This window comes from Streptomyces sp. NPDC008086 (genome assembly GCF_042957325.1).
Taxonomy (GTDB): domain Bacteria; phylum Actinomycetota; class Actinomycetes; order Streptomycetales; family Streptomycetaceae; genus Streptomyces.
Map to the genome: position 1 here is coordinate 205105 of NZ_JBIBIA010000011.1, position 24064 is coordinate 229168.

Genomic DNA, 24064 nt, shown 5'->3' on the forward strand with positions numbered 1-24064 from the left:
TCACCTGCCCCCGCCCGCCTCCCCTCACATGTCCAACACCAGACGATCACTCCGCGCCCGCGACACACAGATCAGCATCGAGTCGGCCCGCTCCCCGTCGGTCAGCAGCTCGTCCCGGTGCTCCACCTCACCCTCCAGCACCCGCTGTTGGCAGGTCCCGCAGAAGCCCTGCTCGCAGGAGTAGGCGGTGTCGGGCACCTGCGCGCGAACGGCGGCCAATACGGTGGAATCGGCGGGGACCGTCAACGTCCGCCCGCTGCGCCGCAGTTCGACCTCGAAGGCACCGCCCGTCGAGGCACGCGCCGCGAACCGCTCCAGCTGGACGTGCGGGAACCGCTCCTCGACGGCGGCCATCAGCCCTTCCGGGCCACAGCAGTAGACGGCGGCACCCTCGGGCACGTCCGCCAGGAGCCCGTCGAGGTCGGGCACCCCCTCCACGACGCTCACCCGGTCCCCGCCCAGCTTCTCGACCTCCTCCAGGAACGGCATCGAGGCGCGGTCCCGCCCGCAGTACAGCAGCCGCCACTCCACTCCCTCGCCCAGCGCCCGCAGCATCGGCAGCACGGGCGTGATGCCGATGCCGCCCGCCACGAACACGTACGACGGGGCCTCCACCAGCGGGAAACGGTTCCGCGGCCCCCGCACCTCCAGCTCCGTCCCCTCCCGCACCTGCTCGTGCACCTCGCGCGAGCCGCCCCGCCCGTCCGCGACCAGCCTGGTCGCCACCGTGTACGACGAGCCGTCCTCCGGGTCCCCGCACAGCGAGTACTGCCGCACAAGGCCCGACGGCAGCACGAGGTCGAGATGCGCACCGGGCTCCCAGCCCGGCAGGTCCCGCCCCTCCAGCCGCAGTTGGACGACCCCCTGCGCGACCTCCTCCCGCGAGGCCACCAGTACGCGCAGCGCCCGCGACCGGGGCCGCCCGGAGACCGGCTCCTCCAGGGCGGGCATCGGCCACAGCGGGGAGGTCCGGATCCGGCGTCGCATCGCCCGCCGGGCGAGCAGGGCGGTCCCGGCGAGGACGGCGACCGTACGCAGCTTCGGCATCAGGCGGCACCCTTCTCGGCGGCCAGGGCGGCGGGGGAGGAGGCCAGATAGGCGACGGCCTGCTCGGTGGAGCCCTCCTGCGAGGGGTGGTACGCACGGCTCAGGTACCGGGGGATGGACCTGAGCATGTCCCCGGTCGCCGGCAACGTGCCCCGCCTGCCCCGGACGTAGAAGTCCTTGAAGGTCGCCCGGCCGTCCACGAGCGTCGGGTCGTTCTCCATGAAGAAGCGCGCCCCGCGCTGCCACAGGAACACCAGGGCGGCGAACGCGGTCGCCCAGGTCCGCACTCGGCGCCGGTAGTCACCGTCGACATGCATGAACAGGTCGAACGCCACCGACCGGTGCTCGACCTCCTCGGCGCCGTGCCAGCGCAGCAGGTCCAGCATGGTCGGGTCGGCGCCGCGCCGGTCCAGCTCCTCGGCGCCCAGCACCCAGTCGCCGAGGAACGCGGTGTAGTGCTCGATGGCCGCGATGATCGCCACCCGCTCCATCAGCCACCACCGGCGCGCCCGGCCCGGCGGCAGCGTGCGGTCGCCGAGCAGCTTCTCGAAGAGCCAGTCGACCTGGGCGGTGTACGGCGTCGGGTCGAGACCCTGCTCCCGCAGATGCGGCAGCACCTCGTCATGGGCCTGCGAGTGCATCGCCTCCTGCCCGATGAACCCGATGACGTCCTCGCGGAGCCGCTCGTCCCGGATGTACGGCAGCACCTGCTTGTAGACATGCACGAACCACCGCTCACCGGCGGGCAGCAGCAGATGCAGCACGTTGATGGTGTGCGTGGTGAAGGGATCGCCGGGGACCCAGTGCAACGGGGTGTCGTCCCAGGAGAAGGACACCTTGCGGGCCTTGAGGGGTATCCGGTCCTGCGTATTAGACATGGCGTCAATGTACTGACGAGTAGTCCCCGGGTGAACCCTTGTGCGGGGTCTTGTTTACGGCACCGTCAGCAAGTCACTTGAGGCCGTCGATCGAGCGCCCGCTCGCCAACGTGCCCTGCAGCTCGGCCCGCGCCCCCTGCTTGGCCCGCACGGCCAGCAGACTGCCCTCGGAGCCGCCGCGCACCCCGCCCGTGGCCCGGATCGACTCCGTGTCCCCGGCACCCGCCGCCAGCAGATACCAGCTGCCCGCCTGCGCCTTCCACAACACCCCGGCCAGCACATGCGGATCACGCGCCCCGCACGCCGACACGTTCTGCGCCTTCGCCGCCACCGCCGCGTGCGTCGCGCCCGGCGTCCGGAACTGGGCCAGCACCCGCTCGCCACCACCCCGCCAGGTCTCCGCGCGCGAACACACCCAGTCCGCGGCGCCGGTCCCGTCGGGCAGCGCCTGCCGGGCGTACGCCCAGGCGTTGACCGTGCGCACCCCGGCCGAGCGCATCGCGCCCAGCCAGCAGGAGTACGGCGCCCAGGCGTGCAGTGCCCGTGTGCCGGACACGTCCTTGGTCTGGCCGGGGCGGCCGGTGGTGAGGCGGGCCGGGACCAGTTCGGCGAGGTCGGTCAGCAGCCGGGTGCCGGTGCTGTCGGTCACCTGGAGGGCGTTCCACGACGAGCACGCGCCGGTCTGCTGGGCGGCGGGGCTCGCCATCGGCGAGGTCACACCGTCGGTCACCGTGAGGTCCATCGCGCCGGCGTTCGGCTTCAGCAGATCCCGCTCGGCCGCCATCTTCACCCAGGGCGCCATCAGATAGCGGACATTGCCGTCGGCCCGGCTCAGCACCACCGCGCTCGCCTCCGCCCTGGTCGCGTTGTCGACCCGGGAGAAGTCCAGGGCGGCACCGTCCGTGCCGTCCAGCGGCTCGGCGTAACGGGCGATGCGCAGACCGTCGTAGAGGATCACCACGCGCGCGTTGTCGACGTCCCCCGCGTACAGCAGCTGCGGCGCGCCGGACGGGCCGCCCGCCGGGGTGCCGGGGGTCGCCGACACGGTGACCTTCTCGCCGGGGCGCGCCCACACCGCGAGCGCGCGCCGCAGCAGCGCCGAGTCGTCGGCGAGGTCGCCGCGCGCGGGCCACACGGAGAAGTCCGTACGGGCCGAGGACTGCCAGGCCAGCGCCGGGACCTTCGTCAACTGGGCCGGGTCCAGGGCCGCCTCGGCCGCCGGGTTCTGCGCGTACGGGGGCGCGGCGGGACCGTCGGGGCCCCAGCCCGCACCGGGCAGACCGAGCAGCGCCCCGCACACCAGCAGGGCGGCCCCGGCGGCCAGCGCGGCCTTCGTGTGCTGCCTGCGCCGCATCAGGTCGGTGGGCCGGGCCTGGAGCGAGCACGGGTCGAACTCGGGGGAGTCGAGCAGCGCGTACTGCGCCGGGACGTCGTCGGCCTCCTCCAGCACGTCGTCCACGTCCTCGACACCGGCCGCCGTCAGTACGTCGCGCACCTCGCCGTCCGGGAGCTTCTCCAGCCCGCGCAGGACGTAGGCCGCCCGCGCCGGGCCGGACAGCGCCGACAGCCGCTGGTCCAGAGCGAGCTCGTCGGCGCCGCCCGACCGGGGGAAGAGGCGCAGCCCCCAGATCTGGGGCAACAGGGGTGGCAGTTGGGACCGCTTGGGCCAGGCCGGGCGGCGCAACGGCAGGCCCGCCTCCAGCGCCGTGGTCAGCACCCGGAGCCGCAGGAAGGCATACCCCGGGTCACCCTCGCGTCCCGTCGACTGCGCCGGGATCGCGGGCGCCGACGCCGCCCGGCCCCTGGGCAGCGCACGCTGGGTGAGGGAGTGCGCGGTCACCACCCGCCGGTTGCGACCGAGACTCGGCGGCAACACCAGATACGCGAGCCGCACAAGCCGCGGATAGTGCTCGACGAGCGCGGCCTCGGCCCGCTCGACATCGACGACCGCATCGGCGGCTTCGGGCGCGGGGCGCGGGGCGACATCCTGTGACTGCACGTTCAGCAGAACGAGCGAATGGTCAGTAGGTCACCGTGGCGCGGAAGGCGTGGGTCGCGGCAAAGCCACAGGGGCGCGACAGCGCCTCAGGGGTGCGAGGAACTGCGCGACCAGCCGCATCCCACCCGCAGGCGCCGAACAACAAATCCCGGCACCCCCTACGGCGTATCGACGACCAACGCCCGCGCATAATTCGCCATCGACCTCTGATACCGCGGCAAATGAGACGCCAGCGCCCCCAACACCAGCGCCAACCCCTCCCGATCCCGCCCCAGACTCGACAGACACAGCGCCAACGTCGCCCGCACCGCGTCGTCCAGCTCGTCGGACGGAGCGTCCAGCTCGGGCGTCAACAGCGCGACCCCCTCCTCCGCCAGCCCGACGTTCCGCAGCGAACTGGACAGCTGGATCCTGGCACGCCGCCCCTTGTAGCCGTTCAGCCCGCGCGCCAGCGCCTCCCGGTACAGCGGTACCGCCTGGTCCGAGTGCCCGGTCGAGTCCCAGGCGCAGGCCCGCTCGAAGGGGCCCAGCGGGCTGTCGTCCGGCAGCTCGGCGACGAGGGTGTCGATGACGGCGCGGAACTCGGCCGCGTCCGTCTCGGGGTTGGCGTCGAAGGCAGCCCATGCGCCGGCCACGCGGTCTTCCCAGTTCTGGTTCACGGCGTCACTCTCGCACGGGCGGGCGAACACCGGCAGCCGTATTTTGAGCGCTCCGCGCACGGGAGCCGTATCCACCGGGAGGCCCCTGAGGGAGGAAGACATGAAGGTGACCCGACCGATGCTCGCGGCAGTCGGCGCCGTGGCGGTGCTCACGCTGGCCGGCTGTGGCGCCGGCGGCGAGAAGGAGGCCGAGGCGCCGAAGACGGCGACCGGCAGTCTGGAGCATCTGGCCGCCATGGCGAAGTGCGACCCGAACATGCAGACCGACGCCGACGAACTCCGCCAGGCCATCTGCAAGACCGGCAAGGACAAGTACATCCTCGCCACCTTCGCCACCGACCGTGGCCAGGCCGAGTGGCTGAACGGTGCGAAGGACTACGGCGGCTATTACCTCGTCGGCCGCAAATGGGTCGCCGTCGGCCAGCAGAAGACGGTCACCACGCTGCAGAGCAAGCTGGGCGGAACCATGGAGGAAGGCTCCGAGCACATGAATCCCGGAGGCAGCCACAACAGCGGCGGCCACCACGGCTGAGCACGCGACCGGAGGCAGACGAAAAGCCGGCGGTGGGAATCCCACCGCCGGCTTTTCCGTGGTGCAGGGCTACTGGACTACTGGCAGTCCTGCCCGCTGTTGATGCACTGGACCATCTGGTTCATCGTGTTCTCGTCGAAGAAGTTGATGAAGTCGTTGTGGTCGGTGATCGCCTTGTGCAGCTGGTCCGGGAAGGAGTCGACCGCGAAGGCGTTCTGCACCTGTCCGTTCTGGATCTGCGGGGCCTGGACGTCGTAGACCAGACGGACCTGGAGCTGCGGGATCGCCTGGAAACCGTTGGCGCAGGTGCCGTCGCCCTGGACGAACGCCACGTGCGTGCGGTGGTTGGCGCTGTCGATGTTCTGACCGTCCCAGCAGCTCTGGAAGTTCGACGTCCGCACCACGGAGCTGCCCTCGGGGCAGATCGGGAGCTTGTCGTGCAGCTGGACCTTGTCCTCGAAGCCGGTGCAGCTCCAGTTCGCGTTGGCGTTGTTGTTGCCGTTCACGAAGGACTTGGCGTCACCGGTGATGATGCGCAGGGCCTGCGGCATCGCGACGACGTCGCTCGTCTTGTTGCCGACGAACTTCAGCTGCGCCTCGCTGGGCTGGATGATCGTGCCGACGTTGCCGTCCTGACCGCCACCGGGGGCGTTCGCGTCGATGTCGTTCTGACCGTCCTGCACCCGCAGCACCGGCCAGAAGTACGACGACCTGTCACCCTGGTTCTGGCAGGTGGTGTCGCCGTTCGCCAGGTCCTGGTCGCTCGCGAAGGCGTTGTTGGCCTGGTTGCCGACGTAGTCGTGCTGGTGCTGCGCACCGTTGCTGACACCGGGGGCGACGATCACGTTGTCCGAGTTGCGGTTCTCGTTCTCGTTGGTGCCGCAGTTCGTGGTGAAGCTGCCGGTCGAACCGCTGTCCCCGTTCGCGGGGAGGCCGTTCGCGCCGACGCCCAGCTGGGCGCTGCCCTGGACCTGCGTGATGTCGACGAAGTCGTCCGCGTTCGGACCGTTGCCGGCCTGACCGCCGTTGCCGCCGCCCTGGTCCTGCCCGCCGCCGTCCTGTCCGCCCTGGTCCTGACCGCCGTCGTTCTGGCCGTCGTTGTTCTGGCCGTCGTTGTTCTGGTCCTGACCGTCCTGGTTCTGGTCCCCGCCCTGCTGGCCGTCGTTGGTCTCGGGCTGCTCGGCCGGGACGCCCTGGCACTGGGCGAGCTGGTCCAGGTTCTGCGGCCGCTGCCCGCCGGCCCGGTTGATGTTGATGCCGATCCGGTCGAGCGTGGCCACGCGCTTGGACTTCAGCGGGCCGAGGATGGCGTTGTTGACGAAGTTGGCGTCCCCCGCCTGGGCCTGCCGCGTCTCGGCGAGACGCTTGTAGGCATCCGTGACCTGCCTGTCCAGCAGCGCCAGCTCCTTGGCGACGCCCTTGCGCGCGCTCTTCGGCACCTTCGTCAGCTGCTGGCCGACATCAGGGCAGTTGATCGTCGCGACCTGGGCGTTCGTGGACTTCGTCTGGTTCCACCCAGAGTTGTCCTCGTGCGCCGAAGCATAGAAGTTGGCCCATACAAGCCCGCCCCCACCGAGCGCTAGGGCCGCCGATGCGGCTATGGCCTTGGTGGCCAGCGGCGTACGGCGTTTTCGAATGTTGCGTCCCATGGAACTCCTCTGACTTCCTTTTTCGGGGCATCGAGGCGCCCGACAGGAGTGAAGCGGCGCCCATTCATACGCAGGGCGCCCCAGAGGCGTTCAGCCGTACCGGAAATTGTTGAGAGATTCGTGAGAACGCTGTGTGCTCAACAGTCCCGAAAACACCGGGAGTTGTTGATCCCGCACGACGGGTGCGCGGCCGGTCCGATTTCACCGGCCATGGTCGAGATACGCGAGAACCGCCAGCACGCGACGGTTGTCGTCGTCCGACACCTCCAGGCCCAGTTTGGCGAAGATATTGGCGGTGTGTTTCGCGATGGCCCGTTCCGTGACGACGAGCCGGTCGGCGATCGCCGCGTTCGTGCGCCCCTGCGCCATCAGCTCCAGCACCTCCGTCTCCCGGGGGGTGAGCCGGGCCAGCGGCCGGTCGTCGGCCGCGCGCCGGGTCAGCAACTGCTGGATCACCTGCGGATCCATCGCGGTGCCGCCCGCCGCGACCCGCCGTACCGCGTCCACGAACTGGTCCGCGTCGAACACCCGGTCCTTCAGCAGGTACCCCACCCCGCCGCTGCCGTCGGCCAGCAACTCCCGCGCGTACAGCTGCTCCACGTGCTGCGACAGCACCAGCACCGGCAGCCCGGGCTTGTTCCGCCGGGCCTCCAGCGCGCACTGCAGCCCCTCGTCGGTGTGGGTCGGCGGCAGGCGTACGTCGACCACGGCGACGTCCGGCTCCAGCTCGGCCAGCGCGCGGGACAGCTCGGGGCCGCTCTCGACGGCCGCCGCGATCTCGAAGTCGTAGGCCTGAAGGAGCCGGACGAGTCCGTCGCGCAGCAGGAACAGGTCTTCGGCTAGGACAACGCGCAAGGAATCTCCATGGTGACCATGGTGGGACCGCCCGCGGGGGAGCTGACGGCCAGGACGCCGTCGAATGTACCCAGTCGCCGCTCGACCCCGGCGAGCCCCGAGCCGGCCCCGATCGCCGCGCCGCCCCTGCCGTTGTCGGTGACGCCGATGCGCAGCATCCCGTCGGTGTGGTGCACGTCGATCCAGATCCGGTCGGCGCCCGCGTGCTTGACGGCGTTGGTGAGCACCTCGCTGACCGCGAAGTACGCCGCCGACTCCACCGGCGCCTGCGCCCGCCCCGTCAGCTCGACGTTCACCTCGGTCGGGATCGGCAGCCGTAGCGCCAACGCCCGTACGGCGTCACCCAGCCCGCGCTCGGCGAGCACCGGCGGATGGATGCCGCGCACCAGGTCGCGCAGCTCGGCGAGGGCGTCGGCGGAGGACTGACGGGCCTGCGCGACGAGCTGCTTGGCCTTCGCGGGGTCCTTCTCCAGCAGCATCTCGATCGTGCCGAGATCCATGCCCACCGCGACCAGCCGCGCCTGCGCCCCGTCGTGCAGATCCCGTTCGATACGGCGCAGTTCGGCGGCGGAGGTGTCGACGGCGTCCCGTCGGGTTTCCGTCAACACCCGTACCCTTTCGGCCAGTTCACCCTGGCTGGGTGCGAGGACGGCCCGGGTGAGCCGGAAGTGGGCCTGGAGCAGACGCGCGGTGAGGAAGTGGGCGAAGAAGAGGAGGACGAGCCCCAGCGCACCGGCGGCGAGCGCGGACGCCTGTCCGGTGACCGGCACGAAGCCGTACCAGTACGTCCCGCCACCCGCGTCCGTGAAGACCCGCCACAGCCCGGCGGCCACCGCGAACCCCTCCAACGGATAGATCAGCAGCACCGCCGGCAGCAGCGCGGTGACGAACCCGGCCGTCATGTCGACCGGCAGCCACAGCAGGTCACGCCAGGTCGCCGGGTCGCCCAGCATCCCGAAGGTGCGGCTCCACGGATTGGCGTCCTCGGGCAACGGCCGGTACGCCGGCGGGATCCGCACCCCGCCCCACTCGGCCGCCAGGACCCGCCGCCAGTCGGCGTACGCCCGCACCCCCGTCAGCACCCACGGCGTCGTCACCAGGCCGACGCCGACGGGGATGAGCGCGATGGACACGAGGGACAGGACGAAGCAGAGAACGGATCCCGGCAGCGCGACGAGGGCCAACGCCAGCCCCCGCAGCGCCGCGACCCCCATGCCGCGCGCCCTCGAACTCCGGCCGCTTTCCGTGTCATTGGTCATGGCGTCAGTCTTGCCGAGGGCCGCGGCCCCGGTCACTGGGGCGGGACCCCCGATCAGGAGGTGGTGTCAGATACACCCTCCAGCCCCGCCAGCACCTTCGCCTCCACCTCCGGATCGAGCCCCTTGAAGGTCCGGTCCGGCCGCATGGGCGCGGTCCCCCCGATGTCCTGGAGCCACCGCCAGGTGTCCGCGACGGTCTCGGACACGGGACGGCAGCGCAGCCCCGTGGCGACGGCCCGGGACACGTCGGCGGTGTGCAGGGCGTCATGCATGTCGCTGCCCGGCGGCACCCACACCGGCAGCTGGGTCCACGGCTCGATGCCCGCCTCCAGGATCACCTCCGGCTCGGTCCAGCGCAGCTCGGCGTCCCCGCCGACCGTGGCCACGCAGGCGTCGAGCAACTCGCCCATGGTGGCGTGCCCTTGCGGGCTCGTGAGGTGGTACGGCCCGCTCAGCTCCTGCTCCACGGCGCCGAGGATCCACTCCGCGTGGTCGCGGACGTCGACGTACTGGAGGGTCAGGTCGCGCGGTCCCGGCGCCAGCACCGGGCCGCCGCGCGCGATCCGCCTCAGCCACCAGGGCAGCCGCCCGACGTTCTCGTACGGCCCGAGCAGCAGCCCGGTCCGTACCAGCACCGAGCGGTCCGCCCCGAACTCCTCGACCGCGCCCAGCTCGCCGCCCCGTTTGTCCCGCGCGTAGTCGGTCTGCTCCGCACCGGCCTCGGCGCCCTGGACGAGGGGCGCCTCCTCGCCGTATCCGGCGGGCGGAGCCCACTCGTACACCGAGCGGCTCGACACGTACACATACCGCTGGGCGCGGCCCCGCAGCAGCCGTGCCGTGTCCCGCACGGCGCGGGGCGCCGCCGACCAGGTGTCGACCACGGCGTCCCACTCGCCCTCCGCGAGGGCGGCGAGCCCGTCGGCCGCGGTGCGGTCACCGTGCAGTGACCGCACCCCCGCCACCGGCTCGTGCCGCCCCCGGTGGAAGACGGTCACCTCCCAGCCGCGCCCGAGGGCCGCCTCCACGACGGCCCGCCCCGCGAACTCCGTACCACCCAGCATCAGAAGCCTCATACAGCCGACTCTGCACGCCGCGCGGCCCGGACGGAACAGGACTCTGCCGTCAGCAGAGGACCGGATCAGCGGCCGACCGGCGGGGTGTACTTGTAGCCGACGCGCCGCACGGTCCGGATCGCGTCGCGGTGCTCGGCGCCCAGCTTGCGGCGCAGCCGGGCGATGTGGACGTCGACGGTACGGCCGTCGCCCACATGCCCGTATCCCCACACCGTGGTGACCAGCTGGTCGCGGGTGTGCACGCGGTGCGGGTTGGCCACGAGGTGGGCGAGCAGCTCGAACTCCAGGTAGGTGAGGTCGAGTTCGCGCCCGTCGACCGCCGCGCTGCGCCGTACGGTGTCGACGGTGACGAGCGGGTCGCCCGCCGCCCCGCCGGGTGCCGCGACCGGCGGCTGCTGGTCGGCCGGGACGAGCACCAGGTAGCCGATCATCGGCGGCTGGCCGGGCAGCGTGGGCAGGGAGTGCTGGGGAGCGGGCAGCCAGGTGGCACCCGGCGGCAGAAGGTCCGCCACGTCGATCACCTCGTCCCGGTCCACGGCGCGCAGATGATGCCGGGCACCGGTCGGGGAGGTCGGCGTGGGGGCGGTGGAGAGCGTACGAGTGGTCGCCATGAGAGGTCAGCTCTTTTCGCGCGAGAGGTCCGTGGGAGACGTACGTCGTTGCGCGCTGGCCGAAGGCCGGGGAGTCACGGCTTTACAGGGCCCGCGCGTTCACGCGCGGCAACACACCCGGTCGAAGTCGTGGTGCTGACGGGAAGGCCAGAAGGGCTCGAGGTCATGGCGACCTGTCGCGGAGTACTTCTGGAAGCTGGCCATGCCCCCATTGAAGCAGACACCGCCCATCGAAAGGAGCCTCCTCTCACTGCTCGGACGCCGACCTGGTCGGCACACGGCGAAGGGGCGCCCACCACGGCGGTGGACGCCCCTCGCGCAAGCCTGGCGGATCAGACCTGGCCGGCCTTCTCCAGCGCGGAGCAGCACGTGTCGACGAGCAGACGCGTCACCACGTACGGGTCGACGTTGGCGTTCGGACGGCGGTCCTCGATGTAGCCCTTGCCGTCCTGCTCGACCTGCCACGGGATACGGACCGAGGCGCCGCGGTTGGAGACGCCGTAGGAGTACTCGTTCCACGGGGCGGTCTCGTGCAGACCGGTCAGGCGGTCGTCGATGCCGGCGCCGTAGTTCTTGACGTGGTCGAGCGGCTTGGAGCCCTCACCGAGCGACTCGCACGCGGTGATGATCGCGTCGTAGCCCTCGCGCATCGCCTTCGTCGAGAAGTTGGTGTGCGCGCCGGCGCCGTTCCAGTCGCCCTTCACCGGCTTGGGGTCCAGCGTCGCGGAGACACCGAAGTCCTCGGCGGTGCGGTAGAGCAGCCAGCGGGCGACCCACAGGTGGTCGGAGACCTCCAGCGGGGAGACCGGGCCGACCTGGAACTCCCACTGACCGGGCATGACCTCGGCGTTGATGCCGGAGATGGCCAGACCGGCCGCCAGGCAGTTCTCCAGGTGGGCCTCGACGACCTCACGGCCGAAGATCTCGTCGGCGCCGACACCGCAGTAGTAGCCGCCCTGCGGGGCCGGGAAGCCGCCCTTGGGGAAGCCGAGCGGGTAGCCGTCCTGGAAGAACGTGTACTCCTGCTCGATACCGAAGATCGGCTCCTGGGCGGCGAACTTCTCCGCCACCTCGACGAGCGCGGCACGGGTGTTGGACTCGTGCGGCGTCATGTCGATGTTGAGGACCTCGCACAGGACGAGGATGTCGTCGCCGCCGCGGACCGGGTCCGGGCAGGTGAAGACCGGCTTGAGGACACGGTCCGAGGAGTGGCCCTCGGCCTGGTTCGTGGAGGACCCGTCGAAGCCCCAGATCGGCAGCGCGTCCAGACCGACGGGCTCGCCCGTGATGATCTTCGTCTTGGAACGGAGCTTGGCGGTCGGCTGGGTGCCGTCGATCCAGATGTACTCAGCCTTGAAGGTCACGGGCCACTTCCTTCGGGGTGTGTCTGACGCACTTGCGGGTGCTGCGGCGCTGCGGCACTGGGGCACCGCACTTGATGCCCGCGAGCCTGTCAACAGGCGATTTCCCGATCATTGCCCGAATGTGAACCCCGTGTTACCGGCCGACGCTGTGGCGAGCTTCACGCCGCGCCCGCGACAAGAGGGGTCCCGCCACTCGTGGCCGCGAGCGGCGGGACCCCTGACACGTACGGTGTGGTTACCGAAGCCTCACCCCACCTTCTCGATCACCGCCCGCCGGATCAGGAACTTGCCGGCCTCCCGCACCTGCTCGAACGCCGCGTTGTTGAGCAGCACACAGCTGCCGGAGACCGAGGTGACCTCCACCGTCGTGGACTTGTTGTTGTCCAGGTTGGTGACCTTCAGCTTCGTACCGGCCGGGAACTGGTTGCTGGAAGCGGCCGGGGCCCCGCCCTCACCGGAGAGCGTGACGGTCGAGCCGTTGCAGACCTGCTGGCCCGAGGCCGCGGCACCGCCGCCGTTGCCCGCCGCGTTCCCGGCGTCCCCCGCGTTCCCGGCGTCCTCGGCGCCTCCCGCCTCCTCGGCGCCCGCCGCCGGAGCGCTCGGCGCCGCCGGCTGTGCGGCCTGGGAGTCCTGAGCCGACTCCCCGGCGGCGCACCCGGACGCCTCCTGCTGGACCTTGATCTGCGCGATCACGGCCTCGCGGTTGGCGATCCGCGCCTCGGACTGGGCGTCGGGATTGGCCCGTTGCCCCTCGATGAACCGCTCGTTGTTGCCGAGCGCGGTGGCGAGCCCCTGGCAGACGGTCGAGTCCGCGGCGGACTTGACCGTCGGCGCCTGCGAGGCGTTCGAGGTGCTCGCCATGACGAAGGCGCCGCCTCCCGCCACCGTCGCCGCACTCACCAACAGCGCGAGCTTCTTCTTTGCACTGACAGTTCTCCTACGCGACATGCGCGCCTCCTGAAGAGGTCGGGGAGCGTACGCCGCTATGTACGAGATACCGAACGAAGTTACTCATCGGTCATGCGAGCCGCTCAAGTAACCTGCGTCACACCCGCCCTGAGAGCCCCTCAGTCGCCCTCCCGCGACAGCGCGTCCCGCACGGCCTCCTCGCTGCGCCCCACCACGGCCGTACCGTCCTGCGCCGTGATGATCGGCCGCTGGATCAGCTTCGGATGCTCGGCCAGCGCCCGCACCCACCGATCCCGCGAACCCGCGTCCCGCGCCCACTCCTTGACCCCGAGCTCCTTGGCCTCGGCCTCCTGGGTCCGGGTGATGTCCCACGGCTCCAGCCCCAGCCGGTCGAGCACCTCCCGGATCTCGTCCTCGCTCGGCACGTCCTCCAGATAACGGCGGACGGTGTACTCGGCCCCTTCGGCGTCGAGCAGCGTCAGGGCGCTACGGCACTTCGAACAGGCCGGATTGATCCAGATCTCCATGCCGCTCACGGTATCCCGAGCCGCCCGAACCGCCCCCCGGGACGGCCCGTCGCCACCCTCCCGAGCCAGCCGGTGTTCGAATTTATCGCCATCTCAACCACACCTCGCGACCCGGCCGTGACAGAGCCACAACTTCGTTGCTGACCAGGGCATTTCAGCGAGCGCTCACACCCCCCGATTGTCAGTGCCGGGCAGTAAACTGTAAGCAGTGTTCGAGAGCGTCGCCGGGCCAGCCGGCTGGCGCTCCACCGCGACAGGAGGATGCCCGTGCCCGCTGCCGCACTGAAGCAGAAGCCGGCCCGCAAGCCGCTGCCCACCCAGTCCACCGCGCAGCACCCGGTGCTGCTCGACCTGCCGTACGCGCCCGTGGAGAAGCGGCCGCTGCCGCCGGGCCGCCCGCGCGAGTGGTACATCACCCACAACCGCCGACTCAAGGCCCTGCGCCTCGCGATAGCCCTCCTCGACACGGGCGTCTACATGCCCAACCAGGCCCGTAACGAGACGATCCGCAGCACCGCCGAGACGATCGGCGTCCACCCGCCGTCGGACACCACGTGCCACATGGTGCGGGCGCTCATGAGGTACTCGAGGTAAGCGCGCCGCCGGGTGCCCCTCTGGACCGAGGGCACCCGGCATCGGGCCGCCGGCCCGCGGCTACGCCGACAACTCCCGCTCCAACGGCGTCCGGAACCGAGGCGTCACCCGAGCCGCCCCCACCCAACCCCGCAGCCGCTCGGCCTCCACCGCGACCGCGGCCTCCACGGCCCGCCGCTCCACGCCCCCCAGATTCTCCAGCAGTCGCCAGACGACCTCCCCGTCCCCCCGCTGGGCCCACCCGCCCACCACCCGGCCGTCCCACCACACCGTCGGCCCCACGTTGCCGCTCCGGTCGAACAGCGACGGCCACAGCTCCGGCGCCAGATACCACTCCCGCCGCTGCCACCCCATCGCCGTGGGGTCGAGCGCGGGCAGCAGCGCCGCCCACGGCTCCGCGGGCCCCGCCACCGGATCGACGTCGCCGTCGACGACGTACCCCGTCCCCTCGTCGAGGGCCACGGCCCGCGCCCCCGTCGCCGCCAGCGCCCGACGCACCTCGGTGACCCGCCACCCCGTCCACCACTTGAGGTCGGCCTCGGTCGCCGGCCCGCACACCGCGAGCCAGTTCCGCAGCAGCTCCGCCTGCGCCGCGGCGACGTCCAGCTCGGGATGGGCGGGCGCCGGGGCCCACCGGAACTGCGAGGACGTCCAGGAACCCAGCGGCCGCCCCCGCACCACCTTCCCCTCGACGCCCAGCACCCGCAGCAGCCGCGTCGAGACGGTGTGCACGCCCTCGTAGCTCTTCCCGGCCGCGTACACGAACCGCTCGCGCAACCGCGGCTCGTCCTCGGCGAGTTCGGCCGCCGTCGCCTGTCCGCGCCGTGCGAGCGCCGCCAGCGTCGACTCCTCGACCTCCGCCAGCCAGGCCGCGTCCGGCGCCCCCGCCGCCGCCATGGCCTTGACCAGCGAGGCCCGCTCCCGGCCGGCGACCGCGAGGCCCGTCGAGGCGTGCACCACGGCCGTCAGCCGGGTGGGGAAGACGAACACGGTGTGCCGCATGCCGTGCATCCGGACCAGCGCCCGCTCCTCGTACAACGCCCGCTCGGTCTCCGCCACGGTCTTCGCGGGCTCGGCCAGCCGCGCCCCCACGGCCAGGTACACGGTCGCCGGATCGGTGCCGTGCAGCGCGACGAGCGAGTCCGCGACCTCCTGCGGGCTCCCGGCCCGCGCCGCCCCGGCCAGCCGATGCCGCACCCCCAGCCGGGCCCGCCGCTCCGCCACCCCGATGTACCGCAGTCCGTCACGCCCCATCCCGGCCTCCACCCGTCACGTACCAGTGACCGCATCCTCCCCGACGCCACTGACAACGGCCCCCGCGCGCCCGACGGCCCCGTCACCCGATTGCCGTACCCGGCATGCGTCCACCCCCGGCCCCGCCTTCACTGCGATCAGGAGGTGACGGACCTCGCCCCGAGCGGGCGTGGCGGAGGGAGGTGCGATGGGCAGGCACGGCATACCAAGGCCGGTCGACGGGGCGGCCGCACCCGTACCGGCGCACAGGGCGGCCGCACTCGTACCGGCGCACGGGGCAGCCGTGCACAGAACCGACTCCCCATGACGACCCCCGCCGGCCCCGCCGACCGGGCGCTTCGCGGCAAGACCGCCCGCAAGCTGGTCAGCCGCTCCGCGCACGCCGCCTGGACCCCCTCCGTGGACCGCCCCGACCCCGTCGCCGTGCTGGAACGCCAGGGCCGCGACCGGCTGCCGGAGCTGCTGCCGATCAGGTACGGCAGGATGGCGGCGTCCCCCTTCGCGTTCCTGCGCGGCGCCGCCGCCGTGATGGCCGCCGACCTCGCCGCCGCCCCGCACACCGGCCTCACCGTGCAGCTCTGCGGCGACGCCCATCTGCTCAACTTCGGCCTGTACGCCTCCCCGGAACGCACCCTGCTCTTCGACCTGAACGACTTCGACGAGACGTTCTGCGGGCCGTTCGAATGGGACGTCAAACGGCTCGCCACCTCGGTCGCCGTGGCCGCCCGCGAGATCGGCCACCCGGACGCCAAGGCCGGCCGAGCCGCCCTCGCAGCCGTGACGGCGTACCGCACCACCATGCGGCGGCTGGCCCGGCGCGGCGAACTCGACGTCTGGTACACGAGCATCGACGCCGATCAGCTGCTGCCCCTGGTCCGCTCCACCCGCGACCGCCGCCGCGGCGAGGCCAGCCTCGGACGCGCCCGGCGCCGCACCAGCCTGCGGGCCTTCGACCGGCTGACCGAGGTCGTCGACGGCCGCCGCCGCATCATCCACGACCCGCCGCTCCTCGAACCCGCCGGCATGTCCGACATGGCCTCGCTGCGCAAGACCTTCAGCGACTACCGCTCGACCCTCACCGAGGAACGCCGGCTGCTCCTCGACCGCTACCGCTTCGTCGACGCCGCCCGCAAGGTCGTCGGCGTCGGCAGCGTCGGCCTGCGCTGCTTCCTCGTGCTGCTCGCCGGGCGGGACACCGACGACCCGCTGTTCCTCCAGATCAAGGAGGCCCGGCCGTCCGTGCTGGAGGAGCATCTGCCGAGCGGGCCGTACGTCCACCCCGGCCATCGCGTCGTCGCGGGGCAACGGCTGCTGCAGGCGTCCGGCGACATCTTCCTCGGCTGGATGTCCGGGCCGCAGGGCCGCGCCTTCTACTGGCGTCAGCTGCGCGACATGAAGGGCTCCGCCGACGTCGCCGGGATGAGCCCGGACGACCTCCTCGCCTACGCCCGGCTGTGCGGCACCGCCCTCGCCCGGGCGCACGCCCGCTCCGGCGACCGTATCGCCATCGCCGGCTACCTCGGCGGCGCCGACACCTTCGACCGCGCGGTCACCGAATTCGCCCTCGCCTACGCCGACCAGACCGTCACCGACCACACGACCCTGGGCGCGGCCGTCGGTGCCGGGGTGATCACCGCGGCACCCGGCGTCTGACCACCTCAGACCCGCGCGGCACCCCGGTCACGGGAAAAGGGGATGCACGCCCGGTGACCGGATCCCTACGCTGGACACGCGTAACGGAGCAGCTCACGCCGCTTCGCGCAGGGCAGGCGCCACCCTGCGGACTCGACGCTAGTCTCTACGCACCGGCGGACGGTCGCCCTCCCCCAGCGCCCCGCCGGACCTCGTTCACCGTTCACGTTCACCGCTCGAGAACCAGAATCGATCCACGCTCACGGAGGCCCGTGATGGGCACCATCGTCATGTCCGGGACCGTCGTCCTGGTGATCCTAGGGTTCGACAACCACCTCTACTGGCTGGCCGCCGTCGCGGTGCTCTTCCTCTACCTGCAGTACGGCCGGAGCTCCTCCGCGCCGAGCGGCGGGGCCGGGGGAGGGGCCTCGTCGGGAGGCTCCATGCCCGCGGACTACCGCTCCTACCGCGACCGCCGTGACATGCAGGCCAAGTGGGAGCGGCGCTACCGCCGCGAGCGCCCCCTCGAAGCCCGTCGGCAGGAGCGCGAGAAGAGCAAGTGAGACCAGTTCCGCTGGTAGCGCGCCCGCAGTTCGAGGCGCCCTCGGTCACAGGCCGGGGGCGCCCCACAGCGGGAACCAGCGGCCCAGGTCCTGCTCGATCCGCAGATCGTTCGTGAGGGCCGCCTTCACCCGCAGCTCCAAGGCGTTGTCGCGCCGCTCCGCAGGGCCGGACAGCGGCGCGAACGGGTAGAAGGTGCCCCGCTTGTAGAGGTAGACGAGGGCGAGCCGCCTGCCCGCGTCGTCCTCGAACCCGGCCAGCGAGCACAGCAGTTGCGGCCCGAACCCGTTGACCTCCATCGCGCTGTTCACCGCGTGCAGATCGTTGACCAGCTCCGGCAGATCGTCTGGCCCCCGCGTGGAGACCAGCCACGAGTAGCCGTAGCCGTCCCGGGTCAGCCGCACCGGCCGCCCCTCGCGTTCGGCGTCCGCGTCCAGCAGCGCCTGCACCTCGCGGTGCGTCTGCTCGAATATGGCGCCCTCGACCGTCGCGAAGCACACCGCCCCGCTGCCCGTCGGCCGGAACCCGGCCGCCGCCTCCAGCGTCACCGCGGCCGACGGCAGCGCGAAGAGCTGGTCGAGATCGGGCGCGACCGGCTTCGTACGGCCGAACAGGATGTCCAGCAGCCCCATGCTCACACCCCTCCGGGAGCCGCGGCCTCGCCCAGCTCGGCGGAGATCCGCCCCAGCTGGTCGAGCCGCTGCTCCAGGCTCGGGTGGGTGGAGAAGATCCGCGCGACACCGGGCTCCCGGCCCAGCGCGGGCGTGAAGTAGAAGGCGTTGAACGCCTGCGCCGTCCGCAGGTCCTTGGTCGGGATCCGGGCGATGTCGCCGGAGACCTTGGTCAGCGCGGAGGCCAGCGCCGAGGGCCGCCCGGTGAGCAGCGCCGCGGCCCGGTCGGCGGCCAGCTCCCGGTACCGGGACAGGGCCCGGATCAGCAGGAAGCTGATCGCGTACACGGCGGCCGACACACCCATCACGGCGGCGAAGACGACGGCGGTGTTCTGATCCCGCCGCCCGCCACCGAACAGCTGGCTGTAGAACGCGAACCGCACGATCAGCCCGGCGATCACCCCGAGGAACGAGGCCACGGTGATCACGGCGACGTCCTTGTGCGCCACATGCGACAGCTCGTGCGCGAGCACACCCTCCAACTCGTCCGGCTCCAGCCGCCGCAGCAGCCCCCTGGTCACACAGACCACGGCGTGATCGGGGTTCCGCCCGGTCGCGAACGCGTTCGGCATGTCCATCTCCGACACGGCGACCACGGGCTTCGGCATGTCGGCGATGGCGCACAGCCGGTCCACGACCCCGTGCAGCTCTGGATACTCCTCCCGCTCCACGACCCGCCCCCGCATCGCGAACAGCGCGACCCGGTCGGAGAACCAGTACTGCGCCCCCAGCAGCCCCGCCGCCACGACCACGACGAGCACCCAGGACCTCAGCAGAAATATCAACGCGACCACGAACGCCACGTACAGCAACCCGAGCAGAAACAGAGTGATCCCCATCCGGACGGTCAACCGCCGATCACTCCGGAACCGGCTCTGCATCTCGCATCACCCCGCGCGCACACTCAGGCACTCGTCCCACTGCCCAGTGTGCACCCGGTGACCCCCATGAACGGGTCGTGATCGGACCTAGGACCAGCAAAGGCCGCAGGGAGCGCCCGCCTAGTAGCCCGCGCGGAAGTTGACGTAGCCCAACAGCACGATCACCCCGGCGACGCACCCGAGCACGATCGCCGTGGACACCCAGCCCGACCGCCGCTGCCGCCGCGCCACATAGTCGGGCTCGCCCCGGAACGGCACCGGCCCGGGCGGGTTCTCCTTCCACCGCGCGGCCAGCATCCGAGCCCGAGCCGAAGGCTCCTTGTGCTCGGCACTGTCCGCCCACCGCAGGTCGAACTCCCGCTCCTGATCGTCCTGCCCGTCCCGCTCCGGCATTCCGTCCACCCCCGTGTCGTACCAGCGACAGAAGAATAGAACATACGCCCGCGCCCCCGCCGTCGGTACGACAGCGGGGGCGCGGGCGTGATGCCTGGGTGCCTGAGTCAGGCGTCGACGGTGCCGATCACACGTCGAAGTAGAGCTCGAACTCGTGCGGGTGCGGGCGCAGCTGCAGCGGCGCGATCTCGTTCGTGCGCTTGTAGTCGATCCACGTCTCGATCAGGTCCGGCGTGAAGACGTCGCCCTGGAGGAGGAACTCGTGGTCGGCCTCGAGGGAGTCGAGGACGGCCGGGAGGGAGGTCGGGACCTGGGCGACGCCCGCGTGCTCCTCGGGAGCCAGCTCGTAGAGGTCCTTGTCGATCGGCTCGGCCGGCTCGATCTTGTTCTTGATGCCGTCAAGACCCGCGAGGAGCAGGGCGGAGAAGGCGAGGTACGGGTTGCCGGAGGAGTCGGGCGCGCGGAACTCGACGCGCTTGGCCTTCGGGTTGGAGCCCGTGATCGGGATACGCATCGCGGCGGAGCGGTTGCGCTGCGAGTAGACCAGGTTGATCGGGGCCTCGAAGCCGGGGACCAGACGGTGGTAGGAGTTCACCGTCGGGTTGGTGAAGGCCAGCAGCGACGGGGCGTGCTTGAGGATGCCGCCGATGTAGTAGCGGGCGGTGTCCGACAGACCCGCGTAGCCCGCCTCGTCGTAGAACAGCGGCTGGCCGCCGGTCCACAGCGACTGGTGGACGTGCATGCCCGAACCGTTGTCACCGAAGATCGGCTTCGGCATGAAGGTCGCGGTCTTGCCGTTGCGCCAGGCGACGTTCTTCACGATGTACTTGAAGAGCATCAGGTCGTCGGCCGCGGCGAGCAGCGTGTTGAACTTGTAGTTGATCTCGGCCTGGCCGGCGGTGCCCACCTCGTGGTGCTGGCGCTCGACCTTCAGACCCTGCTTGTCCAGCTCCAGGGAGATCTCGGCACGCAGGTCGGCGAAGTGGTCGACCGGCGGGACCGGGAAGTAGCCGCCCTTGTAGCGGACCTTGTAACCACGGTTGTCCTCGAGGGCGCCGGTGTTCCAGGCGCCCGCCTCGGAGTCGATGTGGTAGAAGGACTCGTTCGCGCCGGTGGCGAAACGCACGCTGTCGAAGACGTAGAACTCGGCCTCGGGACCGAAGTACGCGGTGTCCGCGATCCCGGTGGAGGCGAGGTAGGCCTCGGCCTTCTTCGCCACGTTGCGCGGGTCACGGGAGTACTGCTCGCCCGTGATCGGGTCGTGGATGAAGAAGTTGATGTTGAGGGTCTTGTCACGGCGGAACGGGTCGACCCGGGCGGTCGACAGGTCCGCGCGCAGCGCCATGTCGGACTCGTGGATCGCCTGGAAACCACGGATCGACGATCCGTCGAAGGCGAGCTCCTCGTCCGGGTCGAACGCCTCGACGGGCACCGTGAAGTGCTGCATGACGCCCGGCAGGTCGCAGAAGCGGACGTCGACGAACTTGACGTCCTCGTCCGCGATGAACTTCTTGGCCTCGTCGGCGTTCTGGAACATCCAGCTCCTCCTACTCCCGACCGTCCGACCGGGGTGGTAGTTCGTTCGTGCGGCCAGTGCGGTGGCACACGCTGTCCTCGACCCTAGGGACGGGTGATTTCTCGGGCGTGACCCATTTGTTTCGCACACGTTAACCGGACATCCCGTACCTCACCCCACCTGTCCACATCGCAAAACGGGCACAGTACGGTGGTCGGGTGGACAAGAGGCAAGCAATCGGATCCTGGCTCTCGGGCCCCCGCGCGGCCGCCGAGGAAGCGGGTGTCGACTTCGGATACCGGGGTCAGCAGCTCGGCCTTCCGGAGGACGGGCCGGGCTCCATCGCCCGCCCGGGACGACGGCTCGGAGCACTGGCCGTCGACTGGGGCATCAGCCTGTTGATCGCATACGGTCTCATCACCGACGGCTACGGCCAGGCGACCAGCAACTGGGCGCTGCTCCTCTTCTTCCTGATGAGCGTCCTGACCGTCGGCACCGTCGGCTACACCCCGGGCAAGCGCCTCTTCGGCCTGCGCGTGGTCACCCTGGAGACCGGCACGGTCAACCCGCTGCGCGCCCTGCTCCGCACCGCCCTGCTGTGCGTCGCGATCCCGGCCCTGATCTGGGACCGCGACGGGCGGGGGCTGCATGACCGGCTGGCGGGCACGGTCGAGGTCCGGATCTGAGACCGACTCGTACGACGAAGGGGGCGCCCGGAGTGATCCGGGCGCCCCCTTTCTCGTTCTCGTACGGGCCGTCTCCCGCGAGGGAGATCAACGGGCCTTCGGTCCGCCCTTCGGCAGCTTCATGCCCTTGGGCATCGGGCCCTTCGGCAGCGGCATGTTGCTCATCAGGTCGCCCATGGCCTTCAGCCGGTCGTTGGTGGCGGTCACCTGGGGGCCGGTCAGCACACGGGGCAGCTTCAGCATGGTGGTGCGCAGCTTCTTCAGCGGGACCTGGCCCTCGCCGACACCGACGATCAGATCGTGCACCGGCACGTCCGCGACGATGCGGTTCATCTTCTTCTTCTCGGCGGCCAGCAGGCTCTTCACCCGGTTCGGGTTGCCCTCGGCGACCAGCACGATGCCGGCCTTGCCGACGGCCCGGTGCACCACGTCCTGGCTGCGGTTCATCGCCACCGCCGGTGTGGTCGTCCAGCCTCGGCCGACGTTGTCCAGGACGGCGGCAGCCGCGCCCGGCTGGCCCTCCATCTGCCCGAAGGCCGCCCGCTCGGCCCGGCGCCCGAACACGATCGCCGACGCGAGGAAGGCGAGCAGCAGGCCCAGGATGCCGAGATAGATGGGGTGACCGATCAAGAAACCGATCGCGAGGAAGACACCGAAGGTGACGATTCCGACAGCCGCGAGTACAAGACCGATCTTCTTGTCGGCCCTGCGGGTCATCTTGTAGGTCAGAGCGATCTGCTTGAGTCGCCCGGGGTTCGCAGCGTCCGCTGCCGTGTCCTTCCTCGCCATGCCACGAAGTCTACGTGGCCCCGGGAGCACCGACGACGGCAGTGCCCTGACGGACGGGGAAGGGCTCAGGAGCGGACGACGGTGACCTGGTCCAGGACGCGCTGTGCCTCGACCCGGTCCTTGGCGCGACGGCGGTCCTCCAGCACGGACGTCCAGGCGTTGCGACGGGCGGTGCGCTGGCCGCTGCTCATGAGCAACGACTCGACGGCACGCAGTGCAGTGGTGAACGACGGGATGGCGGTGGCGCGAACGGGCGCGGCCTGCATGGTGGAGGTCCCCCCTCGGGAATGGCGGCTTTGGTGAGTGGTGCACGGGGTGTACAACCAGCGTCACTGATTGGTGTTACCAGGGCGTGACCGACCGGTCAAACACCAATGAAGCCTTGATGCGCGGCCCGAAATGCTTGACGCGGCCCTGATGGGCCCCCTATCTGCGGGGACGTCCAGGACCGCGTCAATCGGCCGCTGCCGAGGGGCAGTTGCTTGTGCGCAGGTTCACATGGCAGTGGTGGCACTCCGTGCCATCAGACGGCCTGCGAGGCGACGTAGGAACCGCCCCGCTGCGGAGCAGCTGATCGACGCTGCTCGATCGCCATCTGGTAGAGCCGTCCGGCGCGGTACGAGGAGCGCACCAGGGGTCCGGACATGACGCCCGAGAAGCCGATCTCGTCGGCCTCCTGCTTCAGCTCCACGAACTCCTGCGGCTTGACCCAGCGCTCCACGGGGTGGTGGCGGACGGACGGGCGCAGGTACTGCGTGATGGTCACCAGCTCGCAGCCGGCGTCGTGCAGCTGCTGGAGCGCCTCGCTGATCTCCTCGCGGGTCTCGCCCATGCCGAGGATCAGGTTGGACTTGGTGACCAGGCCGTAGTCACGGGCCTCGGTGATGACCTTCAGGGAGCGCTCGTAGCGGAAGCCGGGGCGGATGCGCTTGAAGATCCGGGGGACCGTCTCGACGTTGTGCGCGAAGACCTCGGGGCGGGAGGCGAAGACCTCCTCCAGGAGCTCCGGTACGGCGTTGAAGTCCGGGGCGAGGAGCTCGACCTTGGTGCGGCCGGCCTCGCGCTCGGCCGTCTGCTGGTGGATCTGGCGGACCGTCTCCGCGTACAGCCAGGCGCCGCCGTCGGGGAGGTCGTCGCGGGCGACGCCGGTGATGGTGGCGTAGTTCAGGTCCATGGTGACCACGGACTCGCCGACGCGGCGGGGTTCGTCGCGGTCGAGGGCCTCGGGCTTGCCCGTGTCGATCTGGCAGAAGTCGCAGCGGCGGGTGCACTGGTCGCCGCCGATGAGGAAGGTCGCCTCGCGGTCCTCCCAGCACTCGTAGATGTTCGGGCAGCCGGCTTCCTGGCAGACCGTGTGCAGGCCTTCGCTCTTCACGAGGTTCTGCATCTTCGTGTACTCGGGACCCATTTTCGCCCGGGTCTTGATCCACTCGGGCTTGCGCTCGATGGGGGTCTGGCTGTTGCGGACCTCCAGGCGCAGCATCTTGCGTCCGTCGGGTGAGACTGCGGACACGTCGGCTCCCTGTAGCTTCGATTCTTCGGCGTACACCAGGGTACGCCCGTGCGTTTTGCCTCTCCGGGCTGGGCAACCTTGCGGAACGTCGGCGCATTCCTGCACGACCCGCGAGATCCTCGCCCCCGCCGCCCCTACCCGTCCCATCCCCAGGGGCTCCGCCCCTTCGACCCCGGTCGGTCGTCCTTCGGGTGCGGGTGGGTGGGGGCTGG

Annotated in this window: 25 protein-coding genes; 5 read left to right on the forward strand and 20 right to left on the reverse strand. The window is 70.9% G+C overall.

Features of this window, described 5'->3' with window-relative positions:
• Positions 1 to 24 precede the first annotated feature (24 nt).
• The 4 genes from ACFZBP_RS35445 to ACFZBP_RS35460 form a co-directional block, all read right to left on the reverse strand.
• The gene (locus tag ACFZBP_RS35445) at positions 25 to 1047 is read right to left on the reverse strand and encodes a 2Fe-2S iron-sulfur cluster-binding protein (protein WP_391419430.1); all 1023 of its coding nucleotides are present in this window, start codon (positions 1045 to 1047) and stop codon (positions 25 to 27) included.
• Positions 1047 to 1925 carry a metal-dependent hydrolase gene (locus ACFZBP_RS35450; protein WP_383444205.1) on the reverse strand — a complete coding sequence of 293 codons (879 nt, stop codon included), beginning with the start codon at positions 1923 to 1925 and terminating at the stop codon, positions 1047 to 1049. The genes ACFZBP_RS35445 and ACFZBP_RS35450 overlap by 1 nt, the downstream gene beginning before the upstream one ends.
• A 73-nt stretch (positions 1926 to 1998) precedes the next feature.
• Positions 1999 to 3924 carry a hypothetical protein gene (locus tag ACFZBP_RS35455; RefSeq protein ID WP_391419432.1) on the reverse strand — a complete coding sequence of 642 codons (1926 nt, stop codon included), beginning with the start codon at positions 3922 to 3924 and terminating at the stop codon, positions 1999 to 2001.
• 158 nt (positions 3925 to 4082) lie between these two features.
• Positions 4083 to 4583 (reverse strand): tetratricopeptide repeat protein, encoded by a 501-nt coding sequence (locus tag ACFZBP_RS35460; RefSeq protein WP_391419434.1) that lies wholly within the window; start codon positions 4581 to 4583, stop codon positions 4083 to 4085.
• A gap of 100 nt (positions 4584 to 4683) precedes the next feature.
• Here ACFZBP_RS35460 and ACFZBP_RS35465 point away from each other — a divergent pair, with 100 nt between their 5' ends.
• Complete coding sequence (locus tag ACFZBP_RS35465; protein ID WP_383444211.1) at positions 4684 to 5115, forward strand: hypothetical protein; 432 nt, start codon at positions 4684 to 4686, stop codon at positions 5113 to 5115.
• A 77-nt stretch (positions 5116 to 5192) separates the two neighbouring features.
• Here the strand turns inward: ACFZBP_RS35465 and ACFZBP_RS35470 are convergent, their stop codons facing one another.
• From ACFZBP_RS35470 to ACFZBP_RS35505, 8 genes are all read right to left on the reverse strand, one after another.
• Positions 5193 to 6764 carry a DUF1996 domain-containing protein gene (locus ACFZBP_RS35470; protein WP_383444215.1) on the reverse strand — a complete coding sequence of 524 codons (1572 nt, stop codon included), beginning with the start codon at positions 6762 to 6764 and terminating at the stop codon, positions 5193 to 5195.
• A 201-nt stretch (positions 6765 to 6965) separates the two neighbouring features.
• Entirely contained in the window at positions 6966 to 7619 is a 654-nt protein-coding gene (locus tag ACFZBP_RS35475) for a LuxR C-terminal-related transcriptional regulator (RefSeq protein ID WP_391419437.1), read from the reverse strand.
• On the reverse strand, positions 7604 to 8878 hold the full coding sequence (locus ACFZBP_RS35480) for a sensor histidine kinase (protein WP_383444221.1): 1275 nt from the start codon (positions 8876 to 8878) through the stop codon (positions 7604 to 7606). The genes ACFZBP_RS35475 and ACFZBP_RS35480 overlap by 16 nt, the downstream gene beginning before the upstream one ends.
• A 53-nt stretch (positions 8879 to 8931) precedes the next feature.
• Positions 8932 to 9951 (reverse strand): NAD-dependent epimerase/dehydratase family protein, encoded by a 1020-nt coding sequence (locus ACFZBP_RS35485; RefSeq protein WP_391419440.1) that lies wholly within the window; start codon positions 9949 to 9951, stop codon positions 8932 to 8934.
• A gap of 65 nt (positions 9952 to 10016) precedes the next feature.
• The gene (locus ACFZBP_RS35490) at positions 10017 to 10562 is read right to left on the reverse strand and encodes a winged helix-turn-helix domain-containing protein (protein WP_391419442.1); all 546 of its coding nucleotides are present in this window, start codon (positions 10560 to 10562) and stop codon (positions 10017 to 10019) included.
• 332 nt (positions 10563 to 10894) lie between these two features.
• Complete coding sequence (glnII, locus tag ACFZBP_RS35495; RefSeq protein WP_391419444.1) at positions 10895 to 11926, reverse strand: glutamine synthetase; 1032 nt, start codon at positions 11924 to 11926, stop codon at positions 10895 to 10897.
• Positions 11927 to 12172: 246 nt separating this feature from the next.
• Positions 12173 to 12874 carry a hypothetical protein gene (locus ACFZBP_RS35500; RefSeq protein ID WP_391419446.1) on the reverse strand — a complete coding sequence of 234 codons (702 nt, stop codon included), beginning with the start codon at positions 12872 to 12874 and terminating at the stop codon, positions 12173 to 12175.
• A 119-nt stretch (positions 12875 to 12993) separates the two neighbouring features.
• Positions 12994 to 13362, reverse strand: coding sequence for an arsenate reductase family protein (locus ACFZBP_RS35505; RefSeq protein ID WP_383444237.1), 369 nt, complete (start codon positions 13360 to 13362; stop codon positions 12994 to 12996).
• Between the two features lie 267 nt (positions 13363 to 13629).
• Between ACFZBP_RS35505 and ACFZBP_RS35510 the strand changes: the two genes are divergently transcribed.
• Positions 13630 to 13956, forward strand: coding sequence for a hypothetical protein (locus tag ACFZBP_RS35510; protein ID WP_234762455.1), 327 nt, complete (start codon positions 13630 to 13632; stop codon positions 13954 to 13956).
• 60 nt (positions 13957 to 14016) lie between these two features.
• Here ACFZBP_RS35510 and ACFZBP_RS35515 read toward each other — a convergent pair whose 3' ends face one another.
• A complete protein-coding gene (locus tag ACFZBP_RS35515; RefSeq protein WP_391419449.1) occupies positions 14017 to 15210 on the reverse strand; it encodes a DNA glycosylase AlkZ-like family protein in 1194 nt (397 codons plus the stop codon).
• A gap of 303 nt (positions 15211 to 15513) precedes the next feature.
• Between ACFZBP_RS35515 and ACFZBP_RS35520 the strand changes: the two genes are divergently transcribed.
• Positions 15514 to 16863 (forward strand): DUF2252 family protein, encoded by a 1350-nt coding sequence (locus ACFZBP_RS35520; RefSeq protein ID WP_391419451.1) that lies wholly within the window; start codon positions 15514 to 15516, stop codon positions 16861 to 16863.
• Positions 16864 to 17117: 254 nt separating this feature from the next.
• On the forward strand, positions 17118 to 17405 hold the full coding sequence (locus ACFZBP_RS35525) for a hypothetical protein (protein WP_383444248.1): 288 nt from the start codon (positions 17118 to 17120) through the stop codon (positions 17403 to 17405).
• Positions 17406 to 17450: 45 nt separating this feature from the next.
• Here ACFZBP_RS35525 and ACFZBP_RS35530 read toward each other — a convergent pair whose 3' ends face one another.
• The 4 genes from ACFZBP_RS35530 to glnA form a co-directional block, all read right to left on the reverse strand.
• The gene (locus ACFZBP_RS35530) at positions 17451 to 18035 is read right to left on the reverse strand and encodes a hypothetical protein (RefSeq protein WP_391419453.1); all 585 of its coding nucleotides are present in this window, start codon (positions 18033 to 18035) and stop codon (positions 17451 to 17453) included.
• A gap of 2 nt (positions 18036 to 18037) precedes the next feature.
• Entirely contained in the window at positions 18038 to 18955 is a 918-nt protein-coding gene (htpX, locus tag ACFZBP_RS35535; protein ID WP_391419456.1) for a zinc metalloprotease HtpX, read from the reverse strand.
• Between the two features lie 120 nt (positions 18956 to 19075).
• Positions 19076 to 19348 (reverse strand): hypothetical protein, encoded by a 273-nt coding sequence (locus ACFZBP_RS35540; protein ID WP_383445650.1) that lies wholly within the window; start codon positions 19346 to 19348, stop codon positions 19076 to 19078.
• Positions 19349 to 19475: 127 nt separating this feature from the next.
• Positions 19476 to 20885 (reverse strand): type I glutamate--ammonia ligase, encoded by a 1410-nt coding sequence (gene glnA, locus ACFZBP_RS35545; protein ID WP_062718837.1) that lies wholly within the window; start codon positions 20883 to 20885, stop codon positions 19476 to 19478.
• Between the two features lie 197 nt (positions 20886 to 21082).
• On the opposite strand from glnA, the gene ACFZBP_RS35550 reads away from it, so the two are divergent.
• Entirely contained in the window at positions 21083 to 21550 is a 468-nt protein-coding gene (locus tag ACFZBP_RS35550) for an RDD family protein (RefSeq protein WP_383444257.1), read from the forward strand.
• An 87-nt stretch (positions 21551 to 21637) separates the two neighbouring features.
• Here the strand turns inward: ACFZBP_RS35550 and ACFZBP_RS35555 are convergent, their stop codons facing one another.
• From ACFZBP_RS35555 to lipA, 3 genes are all read right to left on the reverse strand, one after another.
• A complete protein-coding gene (locus ACFZBP_RS35555) occupies positions 21638 to 22339 on the reverse strand; it encodes a DUF4191 domain-containing protein (RefSeq protein WP_383444262.1) in 702 nt (233 codons plus the stop codon).
• A 65-nt stretch (positions 22340 to 22404) separates the two neighbouring features.
• Positions 22405 to 22605: a hypothetical protein gene (locus tag ACFZBP_RS35560; protein ID WP_383444265.1), complete on the reverse strand. Its 201-nt coding sequence runs from the start codon at positions 22603 to 22605 to the stop codon at positions 22405 to 22407.
• 257 nt (positions 22606 to 22862) lie between these two features.
• The gene (lipA, locus tag ACFZBP_RS35565; protein ID WP_217209512.1) at positions 22863 to 23852 is read right to left on the reverse strand and encodes a lipoyl synthase; all 990 of its coding nucleotides are present in this window, start codon (positions 23850 to 23852) and stop codon (positions 22863 to 22865) included.
• Positions 23853 to 24064: the final 212 nt, after the last annotated feature.